This is a genomic window from Vreelandella vilamensis, assembly GCF_031451755.1.
Classification (GTDB): Bacteria; Pseudomonadota; Gammaproteobacteria; order Pseudomonadales; family Halomonadaceae; genus Vreelandella; species Vreelandella vilamensis.
The window spans coordinates 1-16,838 of record NZ_JARWAN010000029.1 but is presented as its reverse complement, the minus strand read 5'-3'; the positions used below and the strand labels follow the sequence as shown (position 1 = coordinate 16,838).

The window sequence follows — 16,838 nt, the reverse complement described above, 5'->3', positions numbered from 1 at the left end:
ACTGAAGTACAGAGCAATGGAGAAACGACCGTGACCCATTCACTTGATCATTTACCCAGCGCAAAAGAGGTCGGCAGATACGACCCAGCGACGCTGGACAGTAACTTTAGCGACCTGCACCCACCGCTGACACCACGCCAAGCGATGATCGAAAGTCAGCGCTGCCTCTACTGCTATGATGCACCCTGCGTTGAGGCGTGCCCGTCGGAAATCGACATCCCCCGCTTTATCCGCCAAATCAGCGAAAGCAACATCAACGGCGCGGCGGAAACCATTCTAGAAGCCAACATTCTTGGCGGCAGCTGTGCCCGCGTGTGCCCTACTGAAATCCTCTGCGAGCGCAGCTGCGTGCGCAACCACGACGCCGAGTGCCAGCCGGTGCTCATCGGCCTGCTCCAACGCCACGCCACCGACAATATGCAGTTTGAGAGCCACCCGTTTAAGCGTGCCGCCACGACTGGCCGTCATATTGCCGTGGTAGGCGCAGGGCCTGCCGGGCTCTCCTGCGCGCATCGCCTCGCCATGCTGGGCCATCAAGTGACGATTTTTGAAGCCGAGCAAAAGCCGGGGGGGCTCAACGAATACGGCATCGCCCGCTACAAAATGACCGATGACTTCGCCCGCAAGGAAGTCGAGTTTTTGCTCGAAATCGGTGGCATCGACATCCAGTACGGCCAGCGCTTAGGCGATAATCTCACCCTCGACACCCTGCACCAGCAGTATGACAGCGTCTTCCTAGGCTTGGGTCTTGGTGCCAGCCGAGCGTTGGGGCTCACCGGGGAAGATGCCCCTGGCCTAATGCCTGCGGTGGACTACATCAAAACCCTGCGCCAAGCCGACGACTTGGGCACTCTTGCGGTCGCTAAGCGCTGCATCGTGATTGGCGCGGGCAATACCGCGATTGATATGGCCACACAAATGACCCGCTTAGGGGCCAGCGAAGTGACACTCGTTTACCGCCGTGGCGTAGAAGCGATGTCTGCCACCGATCATGAACAAGAGATCGCCAAGGCCAACGGCGTCCGCATGATTACCTGGGCACAGCCCGATGAGATTGTGTTAGATGATCAGGGCCGAGTGGCCGGGATGCGCTTTGCCAAGACCTGTGATCAAGCGGGCCGCTTAACCACCACTGGGGAAACCTTCGAGGTTGCCGCTGATGCCATCTTTAAAGCTATCGGCCAAGGCTTTGATGGCGAAAGTCTCAGCGATGCCATCGCCAACGAGCTTGTCCGGGAAGGCGAACGCATCCACGTCGATGACATGTTCCGCACTTCGCTGCCCAACGTTTATGCCGGCGGCGACTGCGTGAAGCCCGGTCAGGATCTTACCGTACAAGCCGTGCAGCACGGCAAACTGGCGGCGCACGCCATTCATCAGGCGCTAACCGCTAAGCAGGAGGCCGCATGAGTACTAAATCCTTCAACACCAGTTCATCCAACACCGACGCTTTCAACGGCAACCCGTTTAAAAAAAGCGGCGGCGAGAGCGTCGTCAATGGCGTTGATCTTTCGGTGAATTTTGCCGGCATCAAAGCCCCCAACCCGTTTTGGCTCGCTTCTGCGCCGCCCACTGATAAGGCCTACAACGTGGTGCGCGCCTATGAAGCGGGCTGGGGCGGCGTGGTGTGGAAAACCCTCGGCGAAGAGCCGCCGGCGGTGAACGTTTCGTCGCGCTACTCCGCCCATTACGGTCAGAATGGCGAGGTGATCGGCTTTAATAATATCGAGCTGATTACCGACCGCTCGCTGGAGATCAATCTTCAAGAGATCACGCAAGTGAAAAAGGATTGGCCAGACCGCGCGCTGATCGTCTCTATTATGGTGCCCTGTAACGAGGAGGCCTGGGCCTACATTCTGCCGCTAGTGGAAGCCACCGGTGCTGACGGCATTGAGCTTAACCTAGGCTGCCCCCACGGCATGCCGGAGCGCGGCATGGGCGCTGCGGTAGGTCAAAACCCCGACCTGATCGAGAAAGTCACCTACTGGTGTAAGAAGCACTACTCCAAACCAGTGATTGTAAAACTCACGCCTAATATCACCGATATTCGTGTGGGTGCCCAAGCGGCGCTGCGGGGCGGTGCCGATGCGGTGTCGCTGATTAACACGATCAATTCCATCACCAGTATTGATCTTGATAACATGGTCGCCAAACCCACAGTGGGCAACCAGAGCACTCACGGCGGCTACTGCGGCAGCGCTGTTAAGCCGATTGCGATGAACATGGTGGCGGAAATCGCCCGCGACCCAGCAACGCCCACGCTGCCTATTTCCGGCATCGGCGGCATTTCCACTTGGCGGGATGCGGCGGAATTTATCGCCCTCGGCGCGGGCAGCGTGCAGGTGTGTACGGCGGCCATGCTTAACGGCTTCAGAATCGTGGAAGAAATGAAGGACGGCCTCTCCCGCTGGATGGCGGAAAAGGGCTACGACTCGATTGAAGCGTTCTCGCGTAAAGCGATACCGCAAACCACCGACTGGAAACATCTGGATATTAACTTCAAAACCATCGCGAAGATCGACCAGGACCTGTGTATCGAGTGCGGTCGCTGCTATATCGCCTGCGAGGACACCTCCCACCAGTCAATTGCCAAGCTCACCGAGCAGGACGGCGCACGCCGTTACGAGGTGATTGAAGAGGAGTGCGTAGGCTGCAACCTCTGCCAGATCACCTGCCCGGTGGAGAACTGTATCACCATGGTGCCCCAGGAAACCGGCCAACCCTTCCTGGCCTGGGATAACGACCCGCGCAACCCTTTCCGCGCGGCAAGTTAAAAACATCTCCTACCTTGCACCAGTGGGTAACGCCACAGCGCTTTATTCACTGGTTGCCATGCTTCACACACTGACACGTTTTCAACTTGCGCCATGCCGAATCTAGCACACCCGGTGCAAGTACTAAGCTGTCAGCCCAATGCCTCGTAAAATCACGGCTGTCACTGACTGCACGGCTTTCTCAAACTGAATATCGTCGAGGGGCTTATCGTCGTTAAGCAGCGAAATTTGATAGTCAAAATCGGCATAATGTTGGGTCGAGGCCCAGATCATATAGAGCAGGTAGGAAGGCTCGACGGAATTGATCTGCCCGGAATCCACCCATTCGTGAATTTTCGACTCTTTCAGCTTAGTCCACTCGTAAAGATTATCGCGTAATTGATTTTTGAGTATCGGTGCGCCCTGCATTACCTCGGTAGCCCATACTTTTGAGCCTGAGGCGCGATAACGAGAGTGCATCATTTTGGAGCGAATATAGGTAGAGAGCACTACCCGGGGGTCGTCGTAAAATTCAAAGCATAGTGCATCTTGCTTCCATACCTCTAAAAGTTGTAGCAAGACCTCTTTGTAAAGCACTTTTTTCGTTGAAAAGTAATAATGCACGTTAGACTTAGGTAACTTCGCAAGTTGAGCAATTTCCCCCATTGAGGCACCGGCATAACCCTTTTCGGCGAACAACTGCTCGGCAGCCTGAAGGATTTTTTTTTCATTCGTTTGCCGAATTTCGTCCTGAGTTCTCGCCACGCTGCTATTCCTTCACGACCCTGACTGCTGCTGAAAATTACGCACAAAAAAATGCACCACCGTAAAGCGATGGTGCAGAGAAGATGGCGCAGTTAGCGCACGGCGTCAACGCTGATTAGTAGGAAATGAAAACTCTGCCTTCGTGGCTTCACTAACCGAAGGCCAGCGTTGGGAAACCGCTTTGCGGCGCGTATAGAAACGTACCGAGTCAGGACCATAAGCGTGCAGGTCGCCAAACAGCGACCGTTTCCAGCCGCCAAAGCTGTGATAGGCCACCGGTACGGGCAGCGGTACGTTCACCCCCACCATGCCAACCTCGATACCATCTGTGAAGCGGCGAGCGGCTTCGCCATCACGGGTAAACAGGCAGGTGCCATTACCATACTCGTGGTCGTTAATCAGCTGCATCGCATCATCCAGGCTGCCCACCCGCACCACGCAGAGCACCGGGCCAAAGATCTCTTCCTGGTAGATGCGCATCTCGGCGGTGACGTTATCGAACAAGCAACCACCCACAAAGTAGCCTTCCTCATGGCCCGCCACTGTTAAACTGCGGCCATCAGCAACCAGCTTAGCGCCTGCGTTTACGCCATCTTCGATGAACCCGAGCACCTTGTCACGGTGTTCTGCCGTCACCAACGGCCCCATGTCCAAACCTTTTTCGGTACCGGGCCCCACCTTAAGCTCCGCAATTTTCGGTAGCAGCGTTTCAACTAAGCGGTCAGCGGTTTCATCACCGACACATACCGCCACCGAGATCGCCATGCAGCGCTCGCCGCAACTACCGTACGCGGCACCCATTAGCGTATTGGCAGCGTTCTCTATGTCGGCGTCCGGCAGTACCACGGCGTGGTTCTTCGCCCCGCCCAAGGCCTGAACACGCTTACCCGCCGCGGAGCCGCGTGCGTAAATCGCTTCTGCCACCGGCGTAGAGCCCACAAACGAAATGGCTTTGACAGCTTTAGCATCCAGCAGTGTTTCCACCGCTTCGCGACCGCCGTGTACCACATTCATAACCCCTTTAGGCAGCCCCGCTTCTTGCAGCAGTTCGGCAACGGCCATGGTAGCCGACGGGTCTTTTTCCGAGGGTTTGAGGATAAAGGTGTTGCCGCAGGCGATCGCCATGGGGTACATCCACAGCGGTACCATGGCGGGGAAGTTAAATGGGGTAATGCCCGCCACCACGCCTAACGGCTGAAAGTTAGACCACGCATCAATACCCGGCCCAACGTTGTGGGAATACTCACCCTTTAATAGTTCTGGCACGCCGCAGGCGTACTCAACGTTTTCAATCCCGCGCTTAAGCTCGCCCATGGCGTCTTCGGGGGTTTTGCCGTGTTCTTCGCTAACCAATTGCACTAAGCGGTCGGCGTGCTCTTCCAGCAACTGCTTAAAGCGGTACATCACCTGGGCACGCTTGGCAGGTGGCGTATCGCGCCAGGCGGGAAAGGCTGCCTGAGCGGCGGCCATGGCACGCTCGACATCCGCCTCACTGGCATCTGCCACGTGGCGAACTATCTTACCCGTGGAAGGATTGGTCACGTCCAGCGTGCGCTGGCTCTTTACTAGCTCACCGTTAATCAGGTGGGAAACAATGCTCATGTTGACACTCTCTAAAGGGTAGATCAGTAAATGATAGCCGCGAACGTTAGGCTAACGAGTCTTATGCTAATGAATCCAAGGTGGTGGCCACTGCGTCGAACAACCGCTCTAGTTCGGCCTCGGTGGTGCCAAACGGGGGGCCAAACTGCAGCGTGTCGCCGCCATAGCGCACATAGAAACCAGCCTCCCAGAGCGCCATGTGCGCATCCCGCGGGCGAATCGTCGGGTCTCCGTTGCGCGGGGCCAGCTGAACCGCTCCGGCTAAGCCGTAGTTGCGTATATCCACAATATGGCTGTGGCCTTTCAAGGCGTGCAGCTTCTGCTCAAAGGTGGGTGTGATAGCGCTAACCTGGGCGGGGAAATTTTCCCGCTCCATTATTTCAAGCGCGGCAATCCCCGCGGCACAGGCCACGGGGTGGGCGCTGTAGGTATAGCCGTGGGGAAACTCAATGGCATGCTGGGCACCGCCTACGTGCATAAATGTGTCGAAAATCTCGCTGGAAGCAATCACTGCCCCCATCGGCACGGCACCATTGGTCAACTGTTTTGCCACGTTCATGATGTCCGGAGTAACGCCAAACGCTTCGGCTCCGGTGGTGGCTCCGCTGCGCCCAAAGGCGGTAATCACTTCATCAAAAATCAGCAGAATGTCGTGGGCGGTACAGATTTCGCGCAGCCGATCCAAATACCCTTTCGGCGGCACAATCACGCCCCCAGAGCCCGACATGGGCTCGACAATCACGGCGGCAATGGTCGAGGCATCGTGAAGTGCGATTTGATCCAGCAGCGCATCGGCAAGCTCAGCACCCGTTTGGGCTTGGCCACGGGTAAAGGCGTGGCCCGCCTGCAGTGTGTGAGGTAGATGAGTAACATCCATCAACTGGCCGTAGTGTTTACGGTTGCCACCAATACCGCCTAGGCTGGTGCCACCAATATTGACGCCGTGATAACCCTTGGCGCGGCCAATCATGCGGGTTTTCTCGGGCTTACCCTTTAGCCGCCAGTAGGCCTTGGCCATCTTAACCGAGGTATCAGCGGCTTCTGAACCGGAGTTGGTGAAAAAGACGTGATCCAGCCCGACTGGCGTCAGGCTCGCAACCTTTTCCGCCAGCTTAAACGCCAGCGGGTGGGCCATCTGAAAGCCTGGGGCAAAATCGAGCGTGCCTAGTTGCGCGGCTACCGCTTTTTGGATTTCTTCACGGTTGTGGCCCGCACCGCAAGTCCATAGGCCAGAGAGCGAATCGAACAGCTTTCGCCCCTGATCATCAATGTAATAACGCCCCTCTGCCCCAACGATAACACGCGGGTTGGCGTGGAAATCGCGGTTGGCGCTAAACGGCATCCAGTAGTGTTGGTTAAGGATACTCTCTAACGGTGCTTCTTCTTCGAGAGGCTTTTTAGATACTGGGTGTGTTGTTCCGTTGCCTATGTCCAACATGGTATTTGGCTCCATCGCTGTAAGTCATTTTATTCAGGATGGACCAATACAAATGTTTATAAAATCATCTTCTCCTATTGTTCACGTTAGCTATTCTATACGTAACTTCACTTCTCTTATCGCAACCACAATACGGGTTTAAAATCTTGTAGCTGTTTAGCTCACGCTGCCTGACTTATCTCATCCTGTCGCATAAACGCAGACACCTCACCAGCAAACAACTGTTCCAGTGCCGTGTGGGCCGACAGGCACTGCTTGACCGCCGTCGAGAGGAAAATGCGCATCCGACAGAAAATCTCAGCACCTTCCCAGGAGCGGAAACAGCTCAAGATCTACTACTGGACCTTGGTCATACGCAGATCACGCTCTCCCTGGTTGTTGGTGAAGGGCGCGGTGGGGTCTTCGAGAAAACACAGCACGTCGTCCTTGTACACCTGGAGGCATTTGAGCAGATTGCGTGCGGATGGGATCCTGCGAAGGTGGCTTGATGCTGTTGCAGCTATTGGTTGCCAACTGATCCGCCATCAGCTTGACCTTGCCGAGAGATGGGTGTGAGACGGCCAGATGCAGCTCTTAAACCTTGAGCGCTGGCTCTATCTCACTCATTACAGCGCCATCACCCCCCAACCAAAACGGGTGTTGGAAGACTACCATGAGGAGCTCAAGCGCCTGGTGAAGGCGTAGAGTGTCGACACCAGAGATAAGCCCCTAAATTGAGGATTAGATCGACGTCAGCGCGTTTTTGACTCTGGCTCTTTGCGGCCTCCTGAAGTGGCTCTTGTCACCCAGAGCGAGGTCTAACTCGATCTCCCCGTAGGGCGTCTCGTCATCTGAAGTGGACCACTTCAGATGATTCGACCGAGATGGTTAGATCAAGAAGAGCAGCTTAATTCTGTCAGCAGCACGTCGACCATACATTGACGAAAGACATCGGCTGAGCGGGAGCTATGATGCTTGCTGGTACACAGGTAGAACTGGCTTTCGTAGCTCGGTGTGTCGGGAAGGAGTACACGCATCAGGTCAGCGTTGACCCAGTGATCGGCATAGTGTTTCGGCAGGTAACCAATGTAGCGCCCACTGAGGATGAGCAGGGCATTGCTTTCCATGTGCGAGACAGTAGGGCCTTCAGCGGTGAAGCGTGGATTGTTGATGGAGGGCAGGGAGGCATAGCTCTTGTCCGTCAATGTCGTCCGCTTCAGGGCGTCCAAGATACGAGTCGGGTCGGTTTCATTGAATAGCGGGTGTTCAGCGCCGCAATAGAGTTGTTGGCGCTCCTTGAACACCGGCACGCTGTCGACAGAGTCATGTGTGGGCTCGACGGGGGTCAGGATGCAGTGATAGCGCCCGTCGACCAGCCCCTGGATGAGCTCCTCCGGTGATGAGATATCCACGTTAAGATGAACCTCGGGCGCGAGCTCGGTAAAATTCTGGAAGCCCTTGGGCAACGGTGCCGCCTGATTCGTTGCTAGCGCGTCAACGACGCCGAAATGTAAATCGCCGGTCAGGTTGCCGCGAACCTCGGCCACCACGTCGCGAAAGCCGGCGACCGAGTCGAATAGGGGTGTCAAGCTCTGGTGAATTCGCTCACCTTCTTCCGTTAACGCGAACCCTTTTCTCCCGCGCTCACAAAGGGTGAAGCCAAGGCGTTCCTCAAGTTGTTTGAGCTGGATGCTAATCGTTGACAGCGATAACCCCAACACCTGCTGGGCCGGTGCAAGTCCCTGAGCCTGAACCACAGCATGAAAGACACGCAGAAGCTTGAGATCGAAGTCAGTGAGGTTCGGAACGTTTGAGTGTCGAGCCGTCATGTGAGCCGTTAGCTATCGTTAAACATTTAAAATGAACCAAACAAAAGTTAAAAACTAGTCTGTTTTGGTTGCCTTGGCAAGGTCTAGCTTGCTTTGTTGAAATCGCACCAAATAACAGCAAAAACTGAAAAAATGCACTTAAATGAAGCGATAAGAATACTTTTGACTGATTAAAACCTTGGTTTTTGATTCGGTAATGGTTCGATCAACCCCTACGGGATATGCTCAATTTCAATCAAGAGATTACCCGTCGGGTAGCAACCGGCATTCCGCCAGGATCGAATGGCCATTGCTATCGTGATCAAACGTCTTGTCATACCGAGGACAATAATATGAGCAACGTTCTTTTTCCAAGAAAAACAACTGCTATCGCCACCCTGCTATGTGCTTCCGCCGTGATGTTGCCAAGCGTCGCTGCCGCTCAGGACAATGACACGATCAATATCGGCCTCAATGTGTCATGGCCAGGTTTTTCGTTTCTGGAGGTTGCACGGCAGAAAGACCTCGCCGACGATTATGACCTCAACCTGACGATCTTCGAAGACCCTCTTGGTGGCCATGCGGCGCTTGCCGTGGGCCAGATCGACGTCTACCTCAGTACTGCCGAATACACCCCTTTCGCCATCGAGCGCGGCATAGACACGGTATTGGTATCTCACCTCAACATTTCCTACGGCGTCGACAAGGTACTGATCGCCGATGACATGAGCGCAGAAGAGCTGCAAGGAAAGAAGGTCGGGGCACCGCAAGCTTACATCGGCGAAATATTAATGGGTATGTGGCTCGATCGAGAAGGCCTTAGCCCGAATGACGTCGAATGGGTGAACCTGAATGCCGACGAAGCCGTGGGGCCGGTCATGTCGGGCGATCTGGCAGCGGCTTACATGTATGAACCATGGGTCACGCGCGTTCTGGAAAATCTCGATACTGCTGAAATCGCGGCGAATACCGCCGAACCCTACTACCTCGACACCGGCATCTTCATGGATGCGATGTACATGAACAAGACGTTCATCAGTGAACAGCGACAAGCGGCCATGGACATGATCCGTGCTCGCTTCGATGCCTTGCAGTACTGGCATGACAATACCGAAGAAGTAAATCAGCTGTTTTCGGATTACCTCCAGTGGCCGGTGGCCGATATCGAGTCGGTGGTGGGAACCAATGGTAAATACCTCGACGATGGCCTCTACATGCTTGATTTTGATGAAACAGCGCGGATCTGCGGGGTGCTTGACGGCGAACCACCGCATGGCATCGAGAATGGTTCCATGGTGCAGAGTGTCGAGCGAACCAACGAGTGGTGGGTAACGCTGGGTTTGATGGATGAGGTGCACGATGCTGCAAAGGGCGTCGATTGCAGCTTGACCGCTGACCTGGTCGAAAGCGGTTATCGCCAGTCCATGTCGGCGCGTTGATGCCGAATGGGACATGTCGTCTCTGGCAGTGTGTCCCTTGGCATGGTTCAACTCGGTCTTCTAAACGAAAACCTCTTACTGACGGAGAATAAGAATGGCGGATGCGTCCAGACAACGTGCCTACCGATCACGCTGGTTTGAGTTCCTGACGCCAGTGCCGCGAGGATGGCGTCTCGTGTTGGGCGCCCTGGTATGGATCGTGTTTTTCGGGCTGTGGGAAACGGCGGTGTCCCGCGGGTGGGTCAATGCGTTGCTGGTGCCTTCGCCGGTCGACGTGGTCGCCACCCTCTATGAGCTGTTCGCCGAGCGCAGTTTCCTGGGCGATGTCGGCATCAGTATTGCGCGCATCGTCGGAAGTTTTCTGGTGGCCTGCATTATTGCGATTCCTCTCGGCATCCTGATGGGATCGTTCAAGACGGTGGAGGCGCTGTTCAACCCATTCGTGTCGGCATGGCGCTATTTGCCGGCTCCCGCCTTCATTCCCATCCTGCTGATGTGGTTCGGTACGGGCGAATTGCCCAAACTAGCGCTGTTGTTCCTTGGGGTCATTTTCTTTCTGACCACCTTGATCATGGACCATACGAGCCAGGTACGCACAGAGCTTATCGAAACCGCCATGACACTTGGCGGTAAGCGGTGGCAAATTCTCTGGACGGTCGTCGTACCGGCAGTGCTGCCAAATGTTCTGACGTCGATGAGACAAATGCTGGCGATCGCGTGGACCTACCTGGTGATCGCCGAGATCATTGCCTCGACAACCGGTATCGGCGCCATGATGATGCGGGCGCGTCGCTTCCTAAATACCGACGAGATCATGGCCGGTATTCTGATCATCGGCGTGCTCGGTCTGTCATTTGACCTATTGTTCCGGTGGAGTCAGCGCGTGCTCTTTCCCTATCTCGGTCAGGAGGGCGACTGATGAACCGGCCAATGAATGATGATATGCCGTCGGCAGCCGGCCCTTCACGCGATGTCGCTGAGGCCCCCAAGCTTCGGCTGAATGAGGTCGGCAAGTCGTTTCATCTCCCACATGGAGAGACCATTGAGGCGATTGCCAATGTCAACTTCGATACTCGTGAAAATGAAGTCTGTGTACTGCTGGGGCCTTCGGGCTGTGGCAAGTCCACGGTGCTGCGCATGGTGGCGGGGCTGGAACAACCGACTACGGGAGAGCTGACGCTCGATGGCGAACCGATCGTCGGTCCGGGACAGGAGCGAGGAATGGTGTTCCAGGCCTACACTTCCTTCGACTGGCTGACCGTTCAGCAGAATGTCGAATACGGCATGCGCTTGAACCATGTTCCCAAGCAAGAGCGACGTGAGCGGGCTGAGCACTTCATCGAACTGGTGGGACTGAGTCGTTTCGCCGGGACATATCCACGACATCTTTCCGGCGGCATGAAACAGCGTGTGGCGATCGCCCGCACGCTTGCCAACGCTCCGTCGATCCTATTGATGGATGAGCCGTTCGGTGCACTTGATGCGCAGACGCGCTGGCAGATGCAGGAATTGATGATGGGCATCGTCGAGGCCGCCAACACCACAGTGCTGGTGGTGACCCATGATATCGAGGAAGCCATCTTCCTGGCCGACCGGATCGAGTTCATGTCGCGCCACCCGGGTCGGGTTCACGAAGAGATCATTCCTTCGTTCAAGCAGGGACGCCGGATCGGTCAGAAAGAGGAGCTGATAGGACTGCCCGGATACAGTGACCTAGAGCGCCATATCCTGCAGCTGATGCGGGAACAGGGTAGCGACGAGACCACACCATGACAGTGTGTGGCAGCAGTGAACATGATTACGAGAGAGACCCGATGACGCAATCGACAGTTTTTATGGCAGAGATGACGTGGCCCGAATTCGGCGCGTGCCTCGAGGACGGGCCGGTGGTGTTTCTACCGACCGGCATGCTGGAACAACATGGGCCTCACCTTCCCATGGGCGTGGACCACCTGTTGCCAACAGCCATTGCCGCGATGGTGGCGCACGAGATCAACGGTATCGTCGCCCCGCCGATCAATTATGGCTATAAGTCGATGCCGCGCACCGGGGGCGGCCCTTCCTTTCCCGGCAGCACCGGGTTAGATGGAGCCACATTGATTGCCGTAGTCCGCGATGTGATTCGTGAACTGGCGCGTCATGGCGTACGTCGTATCTGTGTCATCGACGGTCATTTCGAGAACCTCTGGTTCCTCAACGAAGGAATCGATCTGGCAATGCGCGAGGTCGGTGACACCGGCCTGCGGGTCATGTGTCTGCAGCATTGGGAGTTCTTGACCCGAGATACCCTTGACGTAGTTTTTCCGGATGGTTTTCCCGGGATAGAACTGGAACATGCCGCGGTGCTCGAAACGTCGCTGATGATGCATTTTTATCCCGAGCTGGTGCGGACTGACCGAATTCCCGATAACGCGCCCATGGAGGCGCCGCCCTATGATGTCTGGCCGTCACGTCAGGAGTGGGTCCCGGCATCGGGTGCTCTCACCTCGGCCGCACTGGCTAGCCCCGAGAAAGGTGCCATCATGGTGGAGCAATATCGCCGCGATATGACGACTGCCGTGCGACGCGAGCTCATCGGGAGGGGACGATGACGATTTCCTTTGATTTCAATGGCCAGACGGTGCTCGTCACAGGCGGCAGTCGCGGTATCGGGTTTGCCGTGGCGAAGGCTTTCGCGACTGCCGGCGCTCGTGTCTGTGTGCTTGCCGAGGATGCCGGGATCGAACAGGCGGCACGGGAGATTGCGGTGGAAACTGGGAGTGACGTCTGGGCACAGCGCTGTGATATCACGGATCGTCGTGCCGTCAGAGGCGCTTTAGAGGGTATCGGTCGGCTCGATGTGCTGGTCAACAATGCCGGGGTGGAACTGCCAACGCCGGTCGAAGACGACCATGGCGCTATCGACGATGCATTCGCACACATCATCGACGTCAACGTCATGGGCACCTGGTGGGTGACGCGGGCAGCGCTGCCGAATATGCGCGCCGGCGGACGAATTCTCATCACCTCCTCGATCTGGGGTCGCACCGCCGTTCCCGGTTTTGCCGCCTATGTGGCTTCCAAGCATGCGTTGATAGGCCTCTCGCGCACCCTGTCTCGAGAACTCGGGCCACGCTCGATCCGCGTCAATGCCGTCTGCCCGGGCTGGGTGCGCACCGAAGCCTCGCTTCGCTCTCTGGCGGTGATGGCCCAGGAGCAGGGGGTCAGTGAGGACACACTGGTCGATTCGATTGCTGCCGACCAGTCGCTGGAAGGCTTGATGGAGCCTGACGATGTGGCGGGCCTGTACCTGTATCTCGCCTCTGAGGCCGCCGCCAATGTAACAGGCCAGGCGATCCCGATTGATCGCGGGGAGGTGATGGCATGAACGATACGCTTGCAGGGGTACGCGTACTGGTTACCGGCGGGTCGCGGGGTATCGGCCGTGCTACCGCCATCGCGCTGGCATCGACAGGCGCGACAGTGGCCTTTGGTCATCATGGAGATGACGCCGCGGCCGCGGTCACCTTAGCTGCTGTGCAGTCGCATGATGCCGGAGCCTTCTCGATCGAGGCGGATGTCTCGGTGGAGGCCGAGGCCATCGAGATGGTCAATCATGCGATCGAGGGTCTCGGTGGCCTGGACGTCGTCGTCAACAACGCCGGCGTTCTGCATGAGGCTGGCTTGCTGGATACCACCGTCGAGGCCTTCGACGCGGTTATCGCGGTGAACCTGCGCGGCACCTTCGTGGTGGGCCGCGAAGCGATCCGCCATATGGTGCAGCATGGGAGGGGGCGCGTGATCAATATCGCCTCCGACCTGGGGTACCTGGGCCGCGAGCGCAATACCGCGTATTGCGCCTCCAAGGCGGGGACCGGCGCCATGACACGCGCCTGGGCCCTGGAGTTTGCACCGCGAATTCTCGTCAATGCCGTTGCGCCCGGCCCCGTCGACACCGACATGCTCGGCGCCGAGGTGATGAGCGAGACGCAACGCCAGAAGGAAAGCGACATCCCGCTGGCACGCATTGGCCGTCCCGAGGAGATCGCCAACATGGTCACCTTCCTGGCGGGACCACAGGCCACCTTCATTACCGGTCAGACCTATGGCGTCAACGGCGGCAGCGTTATGACATGACACTATACTAGCGTCTTTTTAATCTCTATCTCCCTATATCAACATCCATAAAGGAAACTTACGATGGCTCACGATACGTCTTTTTTCCGGCCTCTGAGCGGTAGCGAGGTGCCACGCTTCGCCGGACGTTCCACCTTCATGCGATTGCCGCAAATCGAGGATCCGGCCGAGGTCGACATTGCGCTGATCGGTCTGCCCTGGGACAGCGGCTCGACGAATCGCGTCGGCCAGCGCCACGGACCGCGCGAGATCCGCAACAATTCGACCATGATGCGGCTGGTGCATCAGGCGAGTCGCATCGCGCCCTACGACCTGTGCCGTATCGCCGACTTGGGTGACGCGCCGGTCAACCCGATCGATATTCGCGATACGCTCGAACGGACCAGCGAGTTCTATCGACAGGTGCATCGTGCCGGGACAGTGCCATTGACCGCCGGAGGCGACCATCTCGGTACCCTGCCGATCCTGCGCGGTATCGCCCGCGATGAGCCGATGGCGCTGGTCCAGTTCGATTCGCATTCCGATACCAACGACAGCTATTTCGGCGATAATCCCTACACCCATGGCACGCCCTTCCGTCGCGCCATCGAGGAGGGTATCCTCGATCCCAAACGCATCATCCAGATCGGTATTCGCGGCTCCTTATATGACGCGAGCGACCTTGACTGGGCCTTCGAGCAAGGCATTCGCATCATCGAGATCGAGGAGTATTTCGATCTGGGCCCGGAGAAGGTGAACGCGGAAATTGCCCGCGTGGTGGGAAAGACGCCGACTTACGTCACGTTCGACGTCGACGCCCTGGACCCGGTCTATGCCCCCGGCACTGGTACGCCCGAGGTCGGCGGTTTCACGACGCGGGAAGCCCAGCAAATGATTCGCGGCCTGCGCGGCCTCAACCTGGTGGGTGCCGACGTCATGGAAGTGTCGCCGCCATTCGACGCCTCGGGCATCACCGCCCTGACAGGGGCGACGCTGATGTTCGAGCTGTTGTGTGTCTTGGCCGATGCGGTCGCCAAGCGCCGCTGATGGTTGGATGGGGCAACAGACCAAGTGCGTCTCCAACGGTTGCGGCATTCGAGGTAGTCCCGCACCTCAAACTCAAACAACCCTGGATCATCTGGTTGAGACGGTCGGAAGCACGTCGCGTTGAGATCGTTGACGGAATATTTTTCCGGCGTGAGTCGCTCTCTTGAGGGCGGCACTATAGCCTGTGCAACTCTGGAGGGCTCAGGGCAGCCCAGCAGTGCGCTGGCACAAGAGTCATGTTACCGACGTCTCCATAATCGCCATTCTTTCAATCTAGACCACAAACATTCGCCCCAACGGATAACATGGTTGATCTGCCTTCCCTCGCAGATTATTTGATCTTCTTTTATAAGGAGGACGACCTGGCCTCATTATGTTTCGGAGAGTCAATGCCTTGGATTTATCTTCTCGTTGCCGGTGTCCTTGAAATTGTGTGGGCTTACACAATGAAGCAATCTCATGGATTCAGCCGGCTCATACCATCACTCATCACGATTTCTGCAATGGTGGCCAGCTTCTGGCTGTTAGCCGTCGCCATGCGAACTATTCCACTCGGAACTGCCTACACAATCTGGACGGGTATAGGGGCTGTAGGCGCTTTTCTGGTCGGAATTACATTTTTGGCTGAACCGGTTAATGCGGCGAGAATCATGGCCGTAATCCTCATCGTTTCAGGATTAGTATTGATGAAGCTATCAAGCGTGTAACACAAAATTGTACAGAAACTCTGACCTTTGGCCTCGAAACGGCCTTGAAACTCGCTTTTATAGTAGAACTTATGGCTTCCAAGCCCTGTTTAAGCCCGCTAATCACTGTAATGAGAATTTTTCTACCTGTTCGATTTCCCTGCATGAGAATGTTCAGAAGGGCCACGGACATACCCATGAACACGAGGACGGTCGCCACCTCTCCTATGAGAGCGGCAGTCACTTCCACAAACAAGCGGACCGGCTGGGTACAGGCATTGTCGCCGACCCGAACTTCCGCAACGCCCTGCTGCTAGGCGAACGTAGCGGCTTCACTCTTCATCGCTTCTACCTCTTGCAGCGCTATCCTCGGCTAGACATCGCTTGATGACTGGGGCCACCCACCGGATGGCCAACACTAATGACAGACTCGTGGAGGTTGCATGTTTCCATCTCAAGTAAGGGGTGTGTTCGGTTTGCCTATGATGGCACCTCGACGACCATGCTCCCGGGGTTTCAATATCAGCATCAATTAATTATGTTTTTGACAAAAAGCTCAAAGCATAAAGTCTGTAATTTTCTCATCGCTACAATTTGAGAGTTATGGTGCGGTGTATTCTGCGAGCTATGATTATTGCAGAATCAATCTTAGCGCTTTAAGGCCGCCACTCGCCGGATATGACTAATTCTATGAAAAACGTCACTAAGCCCTTTGACCATGTCTGAGACAGTGCTGAGATCAGCTGGACTTGTTTCCCTCACTTTCAGTTATTTGTGCTTGGTAATCCACTCCATGCTTATTCAGATAATCCCGAATCATTTGTCACACTACTTGGGAAGGCGTTAGATCCTGTGAAGCGCATAATTGCTCAAAAGCCTGTTTCTTTTGTGGATCTATGAGCAAAGTGAGCCGAGCAGTTTTCTTTTCCATTATCATTCCTCCATTGCATTAACATATAATGTTAATTCTTCGCCTTTATCATCGCAATGCCTAACAAAGACCAAGCATGATCCCAACGCTGAGTTAATCGGACAGGGACTGGGAAATATTTTGGCCCCTCTTTTTGGCGGTATTACAGCAACAGCCGCCACAACCAACATTCGCAGTGGCGCTCGTTCGCCGATATCTGCCGTTATCCCGCCTCATTCATCGCGGCAGTGGTAGGGCCATTATTTAGCGCTTTACGTCTGCATGGTGGGCGCGTTGAGGCTATCGAACGACGTAT

The 16,838-nt window shown here is 56.1% G+C and carries 16 protein-coding genes and 1 pseudogene; 11 read left to right on the top strand and 6 right to left on the bottom strand.

Translation table 11 applies throughout. The annotated features are described in order from the left end of the window. Positions 1–30 precede the first annotated feature (30 nt). Positions 31–1,410, top strand: coding sequence for an NAD(P)-dependent oxidoreductase (locus QC823_RS14425; RefSeq protein WP_309657044.1), 1,380 nt, complete (start codon positions 31–33; stop codon positions 1,408–1,410). Further along, on the top strand, positions 1,407–2,774 hold the full coding sequence (preA, locus tag QC823_RS14420) for an NAD-dependent dihydropyrimidine dehydrogenase subunit PreA (RefSeq protein ID WP_309657043.1): 1,368 nt from the start codon (positions 1,407–1,409) through the stop codon (positions 2,772–2,774). The genes QC823_RS14425 and preA overlap by 4 nt, the downstream gene beginning before the upstream one ends. A gap of 123 nt (positions 2,775–2,897) precedes the next feature. Here preA and QC823_RS14415 read toward each other — a convergent pair whose 3' ends face one another. From QC823_RS14415 to QC823_RS14395, 5 genes and pseudogenes are all read right to left on the bottom strand, one after another. Further along, positions 2,898–3,518 carry a TetR/AcrR family transcriptional regulator gene (locus QC823_RS14415; RefSeq protein WP_309657042.1) on the bottom strand — a complete coding sequence of 207 codons (621 nt, stop codon included), beginning with the start codon at positions 3,516–3,518 and terminating at the stop codon, positions 2,898–2,900. Between the two features lie 105 nt (positions 3,519–3,623). Beyond that, complete coding sequence (locus QC823_RS14410) at positions 3,624–5,120, bottom strand: CoA-acylating methylmalonate-semialdehyde dehydrogenase (protein ID WP_309657041.1); 1,497 nt, start codon at positions 5,118–5,120, stop codon at positions 3,624–3,626. A gap of 61 nt (positions 5,121–5,181) precedes the next feature. Further along, positions 5,182–6,462: an omega-aminotransferase AptA gene (gene aptA / locus QC823_RS14405; protein WP_309657068.1), complete on the bottom strand. Its 1,281-nt coding sequence runs from the start codon at positions 6,460–6,462 to the stop codon at positions 5,182–5,184. A gap of 257 nt (positions 6,463–6,719) precedes the next feature. Next, a pseudogene (locus QC823_RS14400) lies at positions 6,720–7,019 on the bottom strand (IS66 family transposase); the annotation flags it as partial. Between the two features lie 411 nt (positions 7,020–7,430). Further along, positions 7,431–8,366: a LysR family transcriptional regulator gene (locus QC823_RS14395; protein WP_309657040.1), complete on the bottom strand. Its 936-nt coding sequence runs from the start codon at positions 8,364–8,366 to the stop codon at positions 7,431–7,433. A gap of 332 nt (positions 8,367–8,698) precedes the next feature. Here QC823_RS14395 and QC823_RS14390 point away from each other — a divergent pair, with 332 nt between their 5' ends. The 8 genes from QC823_RS14390 to QC823_RS14355 all read left to right on the top strand — a co-directional run bounded on the left by QC823_RS14390 (position 8,699) and on the right by QC823_RS14355 (position 15,633). Further along, a complete protein-coding gene (locus tag QC823_RS14390; protein WP_309657039.1) occupies positions 8,699–9,784 on the top strand; it encodes an ABC transporter substrate-binding protein in 1,086 nt (361 codons plus the stop codon). A 94-nt stretch (positions 9,785–9,878) separates the two neighbouring features. Then, positions 9,879–10,703, top strand: a complete 825-nt coding sequence (locus tag QC823_RS14385; RefSeq protein WP_309657038.1) for an ABC transporter permease — start codon at positions 9,879–9,881, stop codon at positions 10,701–10,703. Continuing rightward, on the top strand, positions 10,703–11,557 hold the full coding sequence (locus QC823_RS14380) for an ABC transporter ATP-binding protein (protein ID WP_309657037.1): 855 nt from the start codon (positions 10,703–10,705) through the stop codon (positions 11,555–11,557). The genes QC823_RS14385 and QC823_RS14380 overlap by 1 nt, the downstream gene beginning before the upstream one ends. 41 nt (positions 11,558–11,598) lie before the next feature. After that, positions 11,599–12,375: a creatininase gene (locus QC823_RS14375; protein ID WP_309657036.1), complete on the top strand. Its 777-nt coding sequence runs from the start codon at positions 11,599–11,601 to the stop codon at positions 12,373–12,375. Further along, the gene (locus tag QC823_RS14370) at positions 12,372–13,151 is read left to right on the top strand and encodes an SDR family NAD(P)-dependent oxidoreductase (protein ID WP_309657035.1); all 780 of its coding nucleotides are present in this window, start codon (positions 12,372–12,374) and stop codon (positions 13,149–13,151) included. Before QC823_RS14375 ends, QC823_RS14370 begins: the two co-directional genes overlap by 4 nt. Next, complete coding sequence (locus QC823_RS14365) at positions 13,148–13,900, top strand: SDR family NAD(P)-dependent oxidoreductase (protein ID WP_309657034.1); 753 nt, start codon at positions 13,148–13,150, stop codon at positions 13,898–13,900. Before QC823_RS14370 ends, QC823_RS14365 begins: the two co-directional genes overlap by 4 nt. A 63-nt stretch (positions 13,901–13,963) precedes the next feature. Further along, on the top strand, positions 13,964–14,926 hold the full coding sequence (gene speB, locus QC823_RS14360) for an agmatinase (RefSeq protein ID WP_309657033.1): 963 nt from the start codon (positions 13,964–13,966) through the stop codon (positions 14,924–14,926). A gap of 305 nt (positions 14,927–15,231) precedes the next feature. Continuing rightward, positions 15,232–15,633, top strand: coding sequence for a DMT family transporter (locus tag QC823_RS14355; RefSeq protein ID WP_479715094.1), 402 nt, complete (start codon positions 15,232–15,234; stop codon positions 15,631–15,633). 802 nt (positions 15,634–16,435) lie between these two features. Here the strand turns inward: QC823_RS14355 and QC823_RS14350 are convergent. Next, complete coding sequence (locus QC823_RS14350; protein WP_309657032.1) at positions 16,436–16,543, bottom strand: hypothetical protein; 108 nt, start codon at positions 16,541–16,543, stop codon at positions 16,436–16,438. Between QC823_RS14350 and QC823_RS14345 the strand changes: the two genes are divergently transcribed. Beyond that, the gene (locus tag QC823_RS14345) at positions 16,499–16,777 is read left to right on the top strand and encodes a SulP family inorganic anion transporter (RefSeq protein WP_309657031.1); all 279 of its coding nucleotides are present in this window, start codon (positions 16,499–16,501) and stop codon (positions 16,775–16,777) included. The two genes, QC823_RS14350 and QC823_RS14345, sit on opposite strands and share 45 nt — an antisense overlap. The last annotated feature ends 61 nt before the right edge of the window (positions 16,778–16,838 follow it).

What these genes read in the sequence shown, in the direction of transcription:
- preA (WP_309657043.1), top strand. Translation starts at nt 1,407, where the DNA reads ATGAGTACTAAATCCTTCAACACCAGTTCATCCAACACCGACGCTTTC.
- QC823_RS14375 (WP_309657036.1), top strand. Translation starts at nt 11,599, where the DNA reads ATGACGCAATCGACAGTTTTTATGGCAGAGATGACGTGGCCCGAATTC.
- QC823_RS14380 (WP_309657037.1), top strand. Translation starts at nt 10,703, where the DNA reads ATGAACCGGCCAATGAATGATGATATGCCGTCGGCAGCCGGCCCTTCA.
- QC823_RS14395 (WP_309657040.1), bottom strand. Translation starts at nt 8,366, where the DNA reads ATGACGGCTCGACACTCAAACGTTCCGAACCTCACTGACTTCGATCTC.
- speB (WP_309657033.1), top strand. Translation starts at nt 13,964, where the DNA reads ATGGCTCACGATACGTCTTTTTTCCGGCCTCTGAGCGGTAGCGAGGTG.
- QC823_RS14390 (WP_309657039.1), top strand. Translation starts at nt 8,699, where the DNA reads ATGAGCAACGTTCTTTTTCCAAGAAAAACAACTGCTATCGCCACCCTG.
- QC823_RS14355 (WP_479715094.1), top strand. Translation starts at nt 15,232, where the DNA reads ATGGTTGATCTGCCTTCCCTCGCAGATTATTTGATCTTCTTTTATAAG.
- QC823_RS14365 (WP_309657034.1), top strand. Translation starts at nt 13,148, where the DNA reads ATGAACGATACGCTTGCAGGGGTACGCGTACTGGTTACCGGCGGGTCG.
- QC823_RS14410 (WP_309657041.1), bottom strand. Translation starts at nt 5,120, where the DNA reads ATGAGCATTGTTTCCCACCTGATTAACGGTGAGCTAGTAAAGAGCCAG.
- QC823_RS14350 (WP_309657032.1), bottom strand. Translation starts at nt 16,543, where the DNA reads ATGGAAAAGAAAACTGCTCGGCTCACTTTGCTCATAGATCCACAAAAG.
- aptA (WP_309657068.1), bottom strand. Translation starts at nt 6,462, where the DNA reads ATGCCGTTTAGCGCCAACCGCGATTTCCACGCCAACCCGCGTGTTATC.
- QC823_RS14385 (WP_309657038.1), top strand. Translation starts at nt 9,879, where the DNA reads ATGGCGGATGCGTCCAGACAACGTGCCTACCGATCACGCTGGTTTGAG.
- QC823_RS14370 (WP_309657035.1), top strand. Translation starts at nt 12,372, where the DNA reads ATGACGATTTCCTTTGATTTCAATGGCCAGACGGTGCTCGTCACAGGC.